The 14,680-nt window shown below is 50.5% G+C and carries 8 protein-coding genes; 4 read left to right on the top strand and 4 right to left on the bottom strand.

All coding sequences use genetic code 11. The features are described from left to right. Positions 1–43: 43 nt before the first annotated feature. From F1593_RS05900 to F1593_RS05885, 4 genes are all read right to left on the bottom strand, one after another. Complete coding sequence (locus F1593_RS05900; RefSeq protein WP_149400627.1) at positions 44–2,131, bottom strand: ATP-binding protein; 2,088 nt, start codon at positions 2,129–2,131, stop codon at positions 44–46. Positions 2,132–2,471: 340 nt separating this feature from the next. Next, complete coding sequence (locus F1593_RS05895) at positions 2,472–3,971, bottom strand: leucyl aminopeptidase (protein WP_149400626.1); 1,500 nt, start codon at positions 3,969–3,971, stop codon at positions 2,472–2,474. A gap of 202 nt (positions 3,972–4,173) precedes the next feature. Beyond that, positions 4,174–4,572 carry a response regulator gene (locus F1593_RS05890; protein WP_172631898.1) on the bottom strand — a complete coding sequence of 133 codons (399 nt, stop codon included), beginning with the start codon at positions 4,570–4,572 and terminating at the stop codon, positions 4,174–4,176. Between the two features lie 64 nt (positions 4,573–4,636). Next, a complete protein-coding gene (locus F1593_RS05885; RefSeq protein ID WP_172631897.1) occupies positions 4,637–7,141 on the bottom strand; it encodes a sensor histidine kinase in 2,505 nt (834 codons plus the stop codon). 370 nt (positions 7,142–7,511) lie between these two features. Here F1593_RS05885 and F1593_RS29235 point away from each other — a divergent pair, with 370 nt between their 5' ends. From F1593_RS29235 to F1593_RS28195, 4 genes are all read left to right on the top strand, one after another. Beyond that, positions 7,512–9,830, top strand: coding sequence for a hypothetical protein (locus F1593_RS29235; RefSeq protein ID WP_235932499.1), 2,319 nt, complete (start codon positions 7,512–7,514; stop codon positions 9,828–9,830). Next, complete coding sequence (locus F1593_RS05880; RefSeq protein WP_308482687.1) at positions 9,806–13,261, top strand: RHS repeat-associated core domain-containing protein; 3,456 nt, start codon at positions 9,806–9,808, stop codon at positions 13,259–13,261. The genes F1593_RS29235 and F1593_RS05880 overlap by 25 nt, the downstream gene beginning before the upstream one ends. A gap of 344 nt (positions 13,262–13,605) precedes the next feature. Beyond that, complete coding sequence (locus F1593_RS05875) at positions 13,606–14,241, top strand: hypothetical protein (RefSeq protein WP_149400622.1); 636 nt, start codon at positions 13,606–13,608, stop codon at positions 14,239–14,241. 164 nt (positions 14,242–14,405) lie between these two features. Next, positions 14,406–14,680: hypothetical protein (locus F1593_RS28195; RefSeq protein WP_172631896.1), on the top strand; the 275-nt coding region annotated here is incomplete at its 3' end.

The raw sequence follows: 14,680 nt of genomic DNA, 5'->3' as shown, positions 1-14,680 counted from the left end.
ATTTTCCCTGACGATAGCCTGATTTGACCAGTCACGGCATAGGTTATGAGCGCTGGCTTTTTTGAAAGTCGGCGTTGCGCTGTTGAAAAAGCTGGCGGCGTGCCTGACTGGTCGTTGCATATGCAAGTCGGCGTACCTGTTTATGTACAAATTGATAGCGTACGCGCTGGTCATTATCCTGGTCATCCGGAACTAATTCCTCAAGGAACCCCTGCCCGATCAACTCCTCTAATGTATGGACAATAATTTCGTCACTCCAGCCGCCAGCAGCGCGTAGTTGTGCCAGATCAAAGCTCCGTCCGATACTGGCGGCCCCACTAAGCACCAGGCGAGTATAATCCCCCAGACTGCTGAGCTGTGAAAGCAGTCGATCATGGAGCTTGGCGGGGAGCGGCCAGGAACTATCCTCTCGCTTCAGGTGTTGCGCGCCCAATGCTTCCAGATACGCTGTGACGAAAAGCGGTAAACCTTCACTTTCCGCATAGAGACGTTGCGCCAACTGTGTCTGATCTCGGGTTGAAACCTGCCTGATCGTCTGATGGAGCAATTGACTGACCGTTTTTTCCTGTAAGCGTGACAGCGTGAGCAAAGTAGCCTGACCGGCATGCTGTAGCTCGGTGAGTATATGACGGATGGGCTCCAGTTGGTGTGGGTATGGAGTACGCCAGGTGATCAGCAAGCAGACAGATTTCTCGATATGCCTGCGTATAAAATAGCTCAGGAAGGCTAAAGAGTAAGCATCACTCCAATGAAGATCATCAAAACAGATAATGCCTGGTGCAGTTACCTCTGATTGTGCATTGATTGCCAGTAGCACCTGCCGGATGCCCGCGAAGAAACGCTGTTGGGCCTCGGGATGATCAATGGTCTCCAATGGGAGCGTAACCACGGCAGCGTTGGTGAGAGCTGGGAGCAGACGGGCCGCTTCCCGTAGCCAGGGGAGAGCTAGATGTTTTAAGGTATCATTGTGTTGTGCCTGTGTCAGCGCCGTTTGTACACTGCTTGCAATTGGACTGTAAGCGATACTCTGTTCCTCTGCGAAGCAATTCGTTCGCACGATAAATGCTCCACGCTGCCGGGCATAGCTAAGCATTTCTTCCAATAAACGTGTTTTTCCAATCCCCATTTCGCCTTCCAGGCAGATGACCTGTCCCTGAATCTCAGATCGATGATACACCTGGAGCATCCGTTGCCATTCAGTATCTCTCCCTATTAGTGGATAGGTACCTGTGTGAACTATGGGTGGGATTGCACCAGCGTCTTTGTCAGAAGAAACACTGCTGGCTTGTCGGGATTGTTCTTGTGCTGCTCGTGTCTCTCGCGTAAGCGGTAATGGCAGTGCTGATGGCTTGAATGCGAGATGCTGGGGCAGTGTATTGGCTTTGATGGCCTGATAGATCTGTGTGGTTGTCTTTAAAGGGGCAATTCCTAATTCCTGTTTTAAGATGCGAACACATTCCTCGTACTGTTGCAGGGATGAGGCACGCTGTCCAATCCCGGCATAGAGCTGCATTAAGATGCTATGGGCAGGTTCATGCAAATGATCAAGTGCCAGCCAGCGTTGCGCAAGAGTAATAGCCTGTTTAAAGTCACCTTGATTACTATAATAATAGACAAGATGTTCCAGGACATAGGCATATTCGCGGCGCAAACTATCTGTTTGAACGAATTGCCAGCTATCAAAGTTGGTACTATCCTGTAAATGAAAGCCAGCGAGAAAATCATCCTGATAGAGTGCGGCCGCACGGGTTAATGGTTCCAGACAGGCCGCACAGGTTTCAGAGGTAGAATGGGCATGGGTGCGACAGGTTGCCAGATGAGCGCGAAAAGCCTCGACATCGATCCATATCTGGGCCAATGGGTCCAGGGCGATAGTATCGCGATCCACCTGTAAAAATTCCCCATTCAGTGCTTTATTGAGGGTTGATAAGGTGCGGCGTAGGGTTGCGCGCGCATGTGCCTGATCATATTCCGGCCAGAGCAAGTTCGCCAGCATATCGCGTTGATAGCGTTGCCGTGTCATTGCCAGGTAGACCAGCAGAGCGATTGCTTTGCGTGTATCCACAATCAGACGCTTGCCCGCATATTCGATAGATGGAGATCCAAATAAAAATAAAGCCAATCTGGGCATACGACCACGCCTCCACTAAATGTCAAATATAAATTATTGGATTGGTACTAATGGGTACTGCAGGTGTCTATTTTTACTTGACGTAGGATCATTGTTTCTATAAAATGCATCTAGCACATTTCATATTGTTTATAAGCGAAAAGCTATAGCTTGAATATTGGCATGAGGCAAAGCTTCTGGCTTTGATAAGTAATAGAGATGTCCTGGAGGACAATCAATTTTTTTGGTGAAATAGCAGTGGAGGATAGAACAGAATTCCACTATGTTGCGTAGAGAAAAATGCAGCAAGGGAATAATATACGTATTATTCCCCTGTATTGCAAACTGTGCCTACCGTGTCTTATTTGTTGGCGAGTTGGAAAGCCAATTCTGTAAGGGTACGCACACCGACGCCTGTGCCGCCTTTTTCCTGATAGGATTTAACGCTCTCTTCGTAGCTGGTACCTGCAATATCTAGATGGGCCCACTGTGCATCGCCCACAAAGTTCTCGAGGATCTTCGCTGCGGTGACTGAACCTGCCTCGCGTCCACCAGTCTGTTTGATATCGGCGATATCACTATGGATGTAATCGGCGTATTCATCATCCAGCGGCATCGGCCAATATTTTTCACCGGCGGTGCGGCCAGCTGTGATAATCTTTTGGGTCAGATCTTCGTTGTTGCTAAAGACCCCTGTCATGGTATGACCGAGGGCAACCACCATCGCTCCTGTCAGCGTCGCCAGATCCACAATTGGCGACAGACCCTGTTTAACGGCATAAGAGATACCATCAGCCAGGATAAGTCGTCCCTCGGCGTCGGTATTGACGATCTCGATGGTTTTTCCGTTGGAGATACGTACAATATCGCCAGGGACATAGGCGCTACCACTGGGCATATTATCGCAGGTAGGCACGATGCCAGTAACATTGATAGCAGGCTTTAGACGTGCGATGGCCTGTAAGGCACCAATCACGGCTGCAGCACCGCCCATATCGCCTTTCATCTCATCCATACCGGCGGCCGGTTTGATCGAGATACCGCCAGTATCGAATGTAATGCCTTTACCTACAAAAGCAATGCCTTCCTTGCTGGCAGGATTCCCACGATAGCGCAATACAATAAAGTGTGGTGGATTAACGCTGCCCTGTGAGACAGCCAGCAGACCGCCCATCTCCAGTTCTTGAATCTTCTCTTTATCAAAGATTTCGCATTCGAGCCCGACTTCTTTCGCCATACTGCTGGCACGATGAGCCAGTTCAGTTGGCGTGAGAACCCTGGGAGGCTCGTTGATCAGGCTGCGGGCAAAGTTTGTAGACTCGGCCAGTGCCTGCCCTCGCAGCAATGCCTGTTCAATCTTTGTCTTTTGTTCAGCACCTGTGACAAAGCTAATCGTGTTGACTGCGCCGTTTGCCTCGGTACTCTGATACATACGGAATGTATAGAGTCCCAGTAGCGCACCTTCAGCCGCGGCCTGAGCCTCCTGTTCGGCGGTGAAATTTGTAGAGGTAAAGCCACCCGCGATGGCAATCGTATGCGCACCCGTTTTTTGCAGATGGCGGGCGGCAATGGCTGTGGCACGGCGAATCGCCTGTGTATCCACTTTCTCCTGTGCCCCCAGGCCGACTACAACAACGCGTTTGGCAGCTAACTTGCCAGCGGGATGGACTGTCAGCAATTCTCCGACGTTGCCTTTGAACTCGCCATCGGCATTGCGCTCCTTGAGCAGTCCAGACAGTGCCATATCGATAGTTGCGGCTGCGTCAGATAGCTGTAATCCCGTTTGCTGGCGGGCAACGTTGACTATCAAGGCATCACAGGCGACATCTTTCAGCGCCTGCGTTGTCAGATTGATATTCATGCTTCTAGCTCCTTGATATGTTTTATTTTGATTGGGGAACAGTACGAGCGAATTACTCCCTGTGAGGCATAAAAAAAGAGTGCTCACCGAGCATGGGCTGATCGGCAGGTCATCTTTTTATGGTAATCTCTCTTCAGTATTGCACATGCTGCTAAGTGAGGACAAGCGTCTTTTAAGGAACTCAGGGCTTGTCTATGTTCTTTTATGCTGGTGCCTGGAGTAAGCGAGCGACAACCTCAAGTAATTGTCGTGGTTTAAAGGGTTTGGTGAGATATTCTGTACAACCAATACGTCGGGCCGCTTCTCCTTCATCACTCAGAGCAAATGCTGTTACTGCCACGATGGGCACATTCTCCAATCCTGGACGTTCCCGAATCAACTGGGTTGTGCGATAGCCGTCCAGCACCGGCATCGAGAGATCAGTTAGAATAAGATCCGGGCGCTCGTGATCTAATAGTTCTAAGGCTTCGCGACCATTACTGGCAGAGAGACAACGATAGCCCCGGGTCGATAAGACACGTTCAATCAGAATGCGGTTTGAAACTTCATTCTCAATGATTAGAACAGTTGGCTGTTGAGTGTCTTGACTTGGTATATTCATTTTTTCTCTTTCTCTCATGTTTGAAGACGAAGATCTTTCAAGTAGGACGTCGTGTTGTTGAGTGTTATGCCAGGATAATTGGGAGGGTAAAAGAGAAGGTAGAGCCTTTCCTGGGCACACTTTCCACCGCAATCTCTCCACCCTGTAACTCGATCAGCTTTTTCGCGATTGTCAAACCCAATCCTGTGCCTCCAAAACGCCGCGTGGTACTTCCATCTGCCTGCCGGAAAGCTTCAAAGATATACTCCATGGCAGCGGGGGAAATACCGATGCCAGTATCAGCTACCGAAATACGCGCCATCCCTTGCTGCTCCAATTGGGTACAATGAATGGTTACACCGCCTTGTTCTGTGAACTTGAGGGCATTGGAAACCAGATTCAGGACCACCTGACGGAGACGGTGACCATCCGCTGCAACACGCGGAAAGCTCTCATCAATCTCTAGATTGAGATAGAGCTCTTTTGTGTTTGCCAGCGGTGTTAATTGCTCGATGACCTCCGACAAACTCTGGCGTAAGATGAGCGGCTCTGGCTTAACCTCAATGCGATCAGCCTCAATTTTTGAGAGATCCAGCATATCATTAACCAGATGTGACAGATCCTCAGCTCGCCGCACCATGAACTGGATATGCTGCTCCTGCTCATCTGTCAGGGTACCATCCACAAAACCCTCTACAATCAATGTGCCATAACTGATAATACTATGCAATGGTGTGCGCAGTTCGTGGGTGACATTAGCTAGAAACTGTGATTTTAATTGGTTGGCGCGTTCCAGGGCGTCATTCTTGTCCTTTACCTCAGCAAACAGCAAGGCATTTTCAATGGCCATCGAGGTTTGTAGGGCCGCCGTACTGAGTAAAAACGTATCCTTATTGCTGATAGGATGTAGCTCTTCCGTATAAAGTATAAATGCGCCAATAGCCTGATCTTGCAGCAGTAGCGGAACAGCAATCGCTGAGCAATATCCTTTTTCCAATGCCAGACGCGCCCAGGATTCCGGCTGCTGCTGATAGATCGCGCCAATATCCTCACCATAGACAATCTTTTGGCGTTGCAGGGTCAGGCGGGCCAGCGCCAGATCCACATCTCGCAAGGCATGATTTGGGATGCGTGATCCTCGTCCATCCGGGTGATAGGCTTGAAAGCTTGCCTGGTGTGCCGTCGTCCTGGCCGACTGAGCATTGGAGATCACCGACATTTTCGTGGTCACAGCCATACTGATATCATTATCTGGATCGATATAAACCGTCACGCCCTTTTGAGGCGCTGAAAATGGCCGTAGCACCACTTCCTCACTGGCATCAGACCATTGCGCGACGGCCCAGGGTGCGATACTCTCTCGTCCATAGAGCAGTAACGAGACATGTTTGACCTGAATAATATGCCCCATGCGCGTGACAAACTCACCCAGGAGTTGTTCCAGATTTAAGGTTGACATCAAGGCATCGCTCATAACCAGGATCTTGCTCATTTGATCCAGTAGCGCCTGACTCTCGTGATTCAAGGAATTCGTCAGGATCTGATAGGATTGTGCCAGTTCAGGGAGTTCATTGCTCTGGGGTATCCCGACATCAATAGCACTATTCTGGGACAGGAGCACCTGAACCTGTGTCTGCACACGCTGCAGCGGACGTATCAAGAATGTACGAATGAAGTAGACAAGCAGGATGATCCCCAGTGAGAAGATGCTCAGGCCAATCCCTGCGATCAGCAGGAGGATGCGTCTGGGATGAGATGTCAGGCCATCCAATGGTTGAAGCGCAACCAGGGTTAGCGTGGGCGTCTTGCCAATCTGTTGTGGTAATGATACGCTCTGCGCTTGCGTTTGATAGCGTTGTGTGCCAGCAGTATAGTTTGATGCGCCAATCTGACACACTGAATCGTTCGCACGTGTTCCTGTGGCTGCCAGGAGCGCTAGTGAGCTGTGAATGATTTGATTATGGATGCAGAGCAGGATTGGCGTGCCACTGTCCAGCGCGAGCTGTTGTACAAACAGGCTATCAATGGATTGGGTTGCTAGAAGGGTGCCATGCACATGCTGTGTTTGATCCCGCACTGGTACCGCGATGGTGATGGCCCAGGACTGTCCCTGGATCTGAGCACTTGTCGGACCTGAGAATGTTTGCAGATCTGAGCTGGCCTGGCCTTGTAGCGTATGTGCCAGAAGTGGCTGTACCTCTGATAGCGTGGTGACAGTACTGGTATGCGTTATGCTGCGGCCTGTGGCATCAAAGAGCGTCAACGTCAGTGGATGTTGCTTGGCGGCCTGTTGATCCAGCAACCTGTGAATTAAGGATGTCTTAGCGGTTGTGTCCGGCAGGCTCACGACTTCTTGTAGCCGTGTATCCCTGGACAGCGTCTCAACAGAACGAAGCAGAACCTGTGTATGTGATTGATAGGCCGTTGCTACTTTTGTAAGCTGCGCACTTGCATCACGGCTGGCCTGATATTCTACATAGAGATTGACGGCGCTCCAGGAAGTCAGTGCAAAGAGGAGTAGGCACAGTAAAAGAGTGGCCGTCGCCACAACGATCAGTTTGCCACCGAGTGATCGTATTGGAACTCGCATACGCCCCTTCCTACCCATGCATGGTTAAAAGTAAAGGAAGGACGGGGTGCCAGCTCGTCCTTCCCTTACCGCACGCCTGCATCTTGCGCGACGCGAAACTCCAGGAGGCGCGCGTGCGAACCCCATGGGGAAAAGGTTGCACGTAAAATCTTAGATGTACGCTACAAGCTGCTCGTCGAGGTGGATCTACTTGCTTACGCACACCCCGCTATCCATCCCAGGCCTATGTATTATAACGCATGAGAGTGGGATTTGTTAGCGTTTTTGGGAGCAAATTTAGGAACTTGAAGAAATTCACAACATTTTAATAATTTCTGCTTCTCTACACCTTTTCTACAACACTCTCTGCTAGCAAACAAAGACCATCCTCATGTGTGTGCTTGGCAATACATTTCTGTCGAACGGCTCGGTGGTCTTCGCCGCTGTGCTCGTTCATCCATCCTTTCCTGCGGCTGCACCAGGACGCAACACGGTGAAGGTTTTTCAAAAGGTCGGGAAGGTCGATACCAAACACTACTATGGCGCCCTTCAGCGCAGTGGCAACTTTGCAGGATTGCAGCCTCCCGCCACGGACCGTGCCACCCAGCCACAACCTACGAAGGCGTTGCCAAGTGCCGGGAAAGCAACGATGCCGGCCTTCCAACAAACGCTTTCTCCTGATCTCATCACGACAGGAACCCCGAAGCCTCTCAATCGTGCAGAGGCTCCCTTGCTCACACCACAAGTGCTGCAAGCCAGCAATCAACAACTGCGTGTTCAGATTGCCCCGAATTCGCTGGACCTTTCTCAGGCCCAGATACAGAATGGCTCACAAAGTGGGGCCGTCAGTGGGGATGTCCGCTTGCAGGTCTCCCAGCGTTCGGGGCACTACAAGGCATCAGCCACGGTGCTGGGAACGTATGACATCAACGTGCTTGATCACAACGGGCGGGTGGTCCATGGGATTGCTGTCCGTCAACCCATTCAGTATACTTTTCACTATCAGCCAGGTGAATTATCCGCGTTAGGGCTGGACCCTGACCGCCTGTATCTGAGTTGGCCCGATCAAATCGCTACGGCGCTCCAACACAAGCAGTCGGTGCAGTCCACCCGTGCGTTTGTCACCCCCGTGATTAACGATCCCGTGGCCCATACCCTCACGGCACAGACCACGGTGGCTCCCCTGGGAACCCTGGTTGTTGCAAGTAGTCCTGACCTGCAGGCACCAACAAGTCCGTCGATGGGATCGGTCAGTGGTAACTCCGGCGACTTTTCCGTCAGCTATCCCGTCCAGGTGGCTCCAGGCCCCGCTGGCTTTAAACCAGAATTGGGATTCGAGTATTCATCGGCAGATCCCAATGGACGTCATTCGCAGCTGTCTCCCGCCGATCAACTGGGCGATGGCTGGTCCTTGGGACTTCCCTCGGTTTCTTCAGAGACGGAACCAACCGGAAGCGGAGGCCCTGGTACCTGGTATACGTTGAGCATTCCAGGGCATACCAGTGATCGTCTCATTCCCGATCCTAAAAATGTGGGTCTGTATTACACCCTGCATCTCTCTCATTGGCGGATTGTCGGTGTGGGCGTGACCAGTACCAATGCCGTTCCCAGTTGTTTCCAGGCCTGGGACCCTTCGGGCATGTATTATAAGTTTGGCTGTACGAGTGACTCGCTGGAATACATGACCGACTCCACAGGGACGCGCACCAATTATAAGTGGGGCGTGGACCGCATTACTGCTCCTACCAATGGGCCTAATCTCCCTCAGAAGCAGGTCACCTATTCCTATTTTCAGGATCTCATCACGCCGGGAGGGCACACAACCGTCAGTGACTCGGCGGTGGCGCAGATTGTGTACAAAACGGTGGATGGGTCCACCACGAAAATCATCGGCACCATCGATTTCAGCTATAAGGCCCCATCTTATTCGTTGACAGTTCCTTCTGGTGCCAGTTCTTCCTGGGTGCAACCGTATACCTCGGCAGATTGTACAGGGACCCCACCTGCAACCAGTACGTTTAAACTGCGCTGCGATGACCCCTTAGATGACGGAGCCGTAAAAGCGCCAGCCGTCATGAGCCTGTTCTCCCTCTCCACTCTCACCAGTTATGTGGGAGCCGACACCGATCAGAAGCCCGCCTATAGCTATAGCATGAGCTATACCAATACCCCGTTAAGTCAGATCAATGATCCCCTGACCTGGGCCCTGGAGTATATGACCGGAGAGCATCTCCTGACCAGTATTACGCCAACCGCCTATACTGGGGGCACGGCTCATGCACTCAAACCCTATGTGTTTCGCTACACGCAAGAAACCAATCACTACTCTGACCTGGATCATACTCTTCAGCAGGGGCCTCTCCTTCGGTCGGCCTGCCGACGACGGTCAAATCCTACAGCAACTGTGGCGCTCCCAGCAGTGGGACGACGTATACAACGTATGCGATGTATGACAAGTTTGGCAATGCGATTGCGTCCGTGGATGCCTTTGGGGCGGCCAACAGCGGACTGTATAGTAGTCAGGGGTGCACACTTTCCACGGCTCCCGCGTATGCATCAGCCTCCTGGACGGCAGGACATTATACTACCTGTTCGGGGTATGATAGCTATGAAGCCCAATCCACTGATCTGTGGAACGTGCTCAATCAACATACGACGGTCGCCTATGATTACACGACGGGAGGCATGGCAACCGGCACGACGAATTTGAATGGGCAAACCACGACAACATCGCTGTCTTATGATAGCAATGGCAATGAAGTGGAGCAGACCTCGTCTCCCGGTGAAACGGGTGCCTATACCGCGCAAACGACGACCAACTCCACCTGTACCGATAGCAGTACCACCCCCTGTTATGAAGTGGATACCGCATCTTCGCTCTATCCCAATGCGGTGACACGGGTGTACTATGATAGTGCTGGTCGGGCGGTCGAAACGCGTAGTCCCCTGGATGCCAGTAACGATCTTATCTCGTTTACCATCTATAATGAGATCAATCGAACGGACTTCGCCGGTCAGTCGTTCCGCTATCCACGAGGCACCACCTGGGTCGATCCAAACACGGCCACCATTGATAATGTCTCCGGTGGCGTGCAAACGACCGGCACGACCCGGCTTTATGATCCCCTGGGTCGCACACAGGCGATCCTCGATCCCATTGCAGGCACGAGCCAGGAGCCAGGCGTTCCCTGCCCCTACTTTGGAGGCACCTGGACGGCGTGTTCGACCTATGATATTGGGTCTCCCAATGGCGATACATCGACGTATGGGTATATTGAAACGCTGGATGCCAACAATCAAATGAGCGTGGCGTACCAGGATGTCTTTGGACATACCCGCTCTGTGCAAAGCTATCGTGTGGCTAGCGCTGACCTGACCAGTAATATCAGCGCGAAAACGGAAACCCAGTTCAATGCCATCGGGTTACCGACCAGGGTCATCGTGACCGATCTCACCCCCCAAACCGGAGAGGATACGACCTCCGTCACGACCACGGCATCCTATGATGATATGGGACGTCTGACCCAGCTCAATGATCCCGACCGGGGAACGACCCAATATACCTATGACGCGGATGGGCGCGCCATCATCGTCACCTCGGGTTCCCATACGGTCGGCACCAGCTATGATCTCCTGGGCCGGGTCGGTTGTGTGCAGGATGCCGCTCCCACCACGGATGGTTCTGGCACCTGTAGGAGTGGCAGTCATCCCCTGGAACAGTATACCTATGGGGTCAGTAAACTTGGGGTGGCCGGCTCGACGGACTTTCCCAATGGTCTGTTGACCCAGGATATCTCGACGACCTATTATCCCGATGGCACCTCCTCACAGACGACCTCTCAATATCAACATGATAACCGTGGGAGAGCCATTGCCGAGACGATGCAGTTGAGCGTTCCCAGTAGTTGGAATGTCTCCACGGCGTTGCCGACGTATCAAGAAACGCAGTCATACAATGATGCGGGTCAACCCATGACCACGCAAACGACGATCAATGGGCAACCGGGGACGATCTTCTCGCAGGCATACGATGCTACGACCGGCTTGCTGACCGGATTAAGCAACAACGCCGTTGGCGCTGCCAATCTGGCATCATTGAGTCTGAATGGCAATGGGTTGACCTCGGCGATCAATTATCAAACGTCGACGGGAACTGCATTGGCGACGGAACAATTTGCCTATGACGGAAACCTGCGTGCTGTAGGCGCGACCGCCACCTGGCAAGCTGGCAGTGGGACGTCTGGCACCATTTATAGTGAAAATCGGAGCTATGATCCCGTTGGGAATGTGAGTAGCACCAGTACGACGTATGCTGCGGTGCCAGGACAAAGCAGTTCGGGTGGCAGTGAAACGCAAAATTACTGCTACGATGAACTCAATCATCTGGTGTGGGCGGGCAACACCGGAACGCAGCCGGCTGCGATTACCGGGGGAAGTTGTGGAAGTGCGGCCACTCAGAGTGGGTTACCAGGGGCAAGCTACAGTACCAATTTTGCCGACACCCATCTGGGACAACTGTGGCAGGGTCCCCTCAATGGTGCAGGAGCCTCGCTCCAGTATCTCTATTGTGACGCCACGCATCCCCATCAATTGACAGGGATCTATGCTGCGGGGACGACGTGTGCCACCAAAAATGATGGCAGCGCCTCCTATCTGGCTGGCTATGATGCCTGGGGAAACCAGACCAGTCGTACCTACAATGGCACGACGGCAGCCCTCTCCTATGATGTGCAAAATGAGTTGGTGCAATGGGATGCCGGCAGCACCAGCCGTGAGTGGTATGCTTATGACAACAGTGGTGAGCGCACCCTGCGCCGCAGTACCACTGCCAGTGGCACAACCCTGACCGTCTATGCCTTTGGCCTGGAAGAGCATACCTACGATAGCAGTGGTAATGCCACTGGCAATACCTACTATTATTCCCTGGGCGGTCATCTGCTCGGCAAAAGCGATGGCACCACGACCCAATTCTATCTCACCGATGGGCTTGGCAGTGTGGTGGAAACCATGACGAACACCGCCAATGCGGCGACAGTCCTCGGCAATCAGACCTACAGTCCCTATGGTAGTCAGCGCTACTCCCAGGGATCGATGGGAACGGACAAAGGCTTTACCGGGCAACACGCTGATACCACGGGGCTGGACTACTATAATGCGCGCTACTATGATCCCGTGGTCGGTCAATTTACCGCCGCAGACACCGTGGAAGGGAACCTGCAAGGGATGGATCCCTATACCTATGTCGCGGGGAATCCTACCACCAATACCGATCCCAGCGGACAACGGATTGACTGGGGAGATGGTGAACGATCAATCGTCAATTGGAAAACGCACACCTCCATCACCACCGAATCGGAGACAAGCACGTGGGGAGAAGTCATCGACTCCTGGGGTGGGGGACAGGTGACGACGACGTGTGTCTTAGGCTGTGGTGGAAGTCGACCCTGGTATGATAGTCCCAGTTCGGCCTATATCAGCAGCTATGTGAATACGCATTGGAGTGTGCGCCATGCTACTCCTCCCGCTCGCAAAGCTCCGGCACGTCCCAAACCCAAACCGAAACCACCCGCAACTGATTGCAATGCTGTATGTCAAATCATTAAGATTTTTACGAAGCCGCAATCTGATTCTGCCTCTCCTTCCATATCGCCTGGATGTCTTGTTGCTTCTATTTTATCTGGTTGTGGTGGATCAGCATCTGCTGGTGATGATGACGGCAACTATCTATATAGAGCATTAAGGCCAGATGAAGACCCTAGCAAAGGGCTTTCCCCAGACAATTATAAAAATGTGACTGCGAAAACTATCTATGAGACAGTTAAGTATGGTTCGAAATCTTGGTTTAAAGGGCCGCTTATCTCAACTACAGATTCCGAACAAGTAGCATTAACGAGATTTGGTGGTAAACCTGGAGATAGAATTATCAAAATAGATAAAAGACTATTAAATCCAGATGACCTGTACGACGTTTCTACTGAAGCTACAGCAGGCAAATATCTACCACCGGGTAGCGTTCCGTATAACAATGCAGTAACTGCTCAAGAAGTATTAGTTAGAGGTGACATTCCGTCAAGTGCAATTGTAGAGCTCATGACTATTCCAGATGGCGGTGTGATGGATGATCCGGAGATATTACCATAAACATTTCAGTTCTGTAAGCTCTATAATAGAAGCTCTTTCAGAATTATGTTTTGACAAAATTTCCTTGTCTATAATGTGTCAAGGTTCAATTTTGTGGTAGTATCTATACTACTAAGCATATAGTATAGATAGGCAATTTTGTAAAAGAGTTTATCGTAATAGATTGTAGTGTACTTATGTTCAGCATACATTTGATTTATGGATGTCGAGCACAGGTACACTAATAGTTATTGTTTATCCATTTGCCATCTCTTTTTGAGCTAAAATTGTATTCGACGTGCATTTGACGGATGGAATCGCGCATCTTTGCTTTATCAAATTGATAAGTAACTGAAGGATAGGACATGGAAGACGTTTCGTTACAACAGGCATATGAGATTTTACACCATTATTTGGTTGAGCAAGATGGTCTCATGTATCGGATCGAACAGGGTTTGCCTTTTGATAAAAGCATTCTTGTTCAGCTTGAGCAAGCTTTTAAAAAAATACAAAACGCTTGGAAGCAGCAGAGTGAGATACCAAAGCGTGTTGCGTATATGCTTAGTAGTGTCCTTCCAAGATTAGACACCTATATGCAACAGCATCCAGAAAAGATTGAATTAGGCGAAGTATTCATGCGGGTGTCCGAATGGATTGATAAGATTTTTGCTACGGAACCTCTTGATGAAGTATCTGCAATTGCTGTTGTATCGATGCAAGCATGGAGCCTTCCATCTATACCTCTAGAACTGCGTCAGTGCCACGATCTCGATCAACCTGCTGGTCGACTTGCCTTGAGTGAGTTTTTTGAGGCATTAGATACTTTAGCAGAAAAATGGCAATTGAAGGAAGAGGTATCTAAATTGGCTGCAGGTTCAATGATCTTTGCTCGAGATACATTTATTTCAGAAGGTGATAGATATACTGGTGTACAAAAACAAAAAATCTTGCAAGCCCAGGAAAAACTTGTTCAGAAAATAGGAAAATGTTTGCACGGGTAAACACCAAACCAATGGATGTCGAGTATAGGTAATAGGTACACTGGTAGTTATTGTTTATCCATTTGCCGTCTCTTTTTGAGCTAAATTTGTATTCAATGTGCATTTGACGGATGGAATCGCGCATCTTTGCTTTATCAAATTGATAAGTAACTGAAGGATAGGACATGGAAGACGTTTCGTTACAACAGGCATATGAGATTTTACACCATTATTTGGTTGAGCAAGATGGTCTCATGTATCGGATCGAACAGGGTTTGCCTTTTGATAAAAGCATTCTTGTTCAGCTTGAGCAAGCTTTTAAAAAAATACAAAACGCTTGGAAGCAGCAGAGTGAGATACCAAAGCGTGTTGCGTATATGCTTAGTAGTGTCCTTCCAAGATTAGACACCTATATGCAACAGCATCCAGAAAAGATTGAATTAGGCGAAGTATTCATGTG

It is taken from the genome of Dictyobacter arantiisoli (genome assembly GCF_008326305.1).
Lineage (GTDB): Bacteria > Chloroflexota > Ktedonobacteria > Ktedonobacterales > Ktedonobacteraceae > Dictyobacter > Dictyobacter arantiisoli.
The sequence above is the reverse complement of the archived record's forward strand: the minus strand, read 5'-3'. Positions and strand labels throughout refer to the sequence as shown.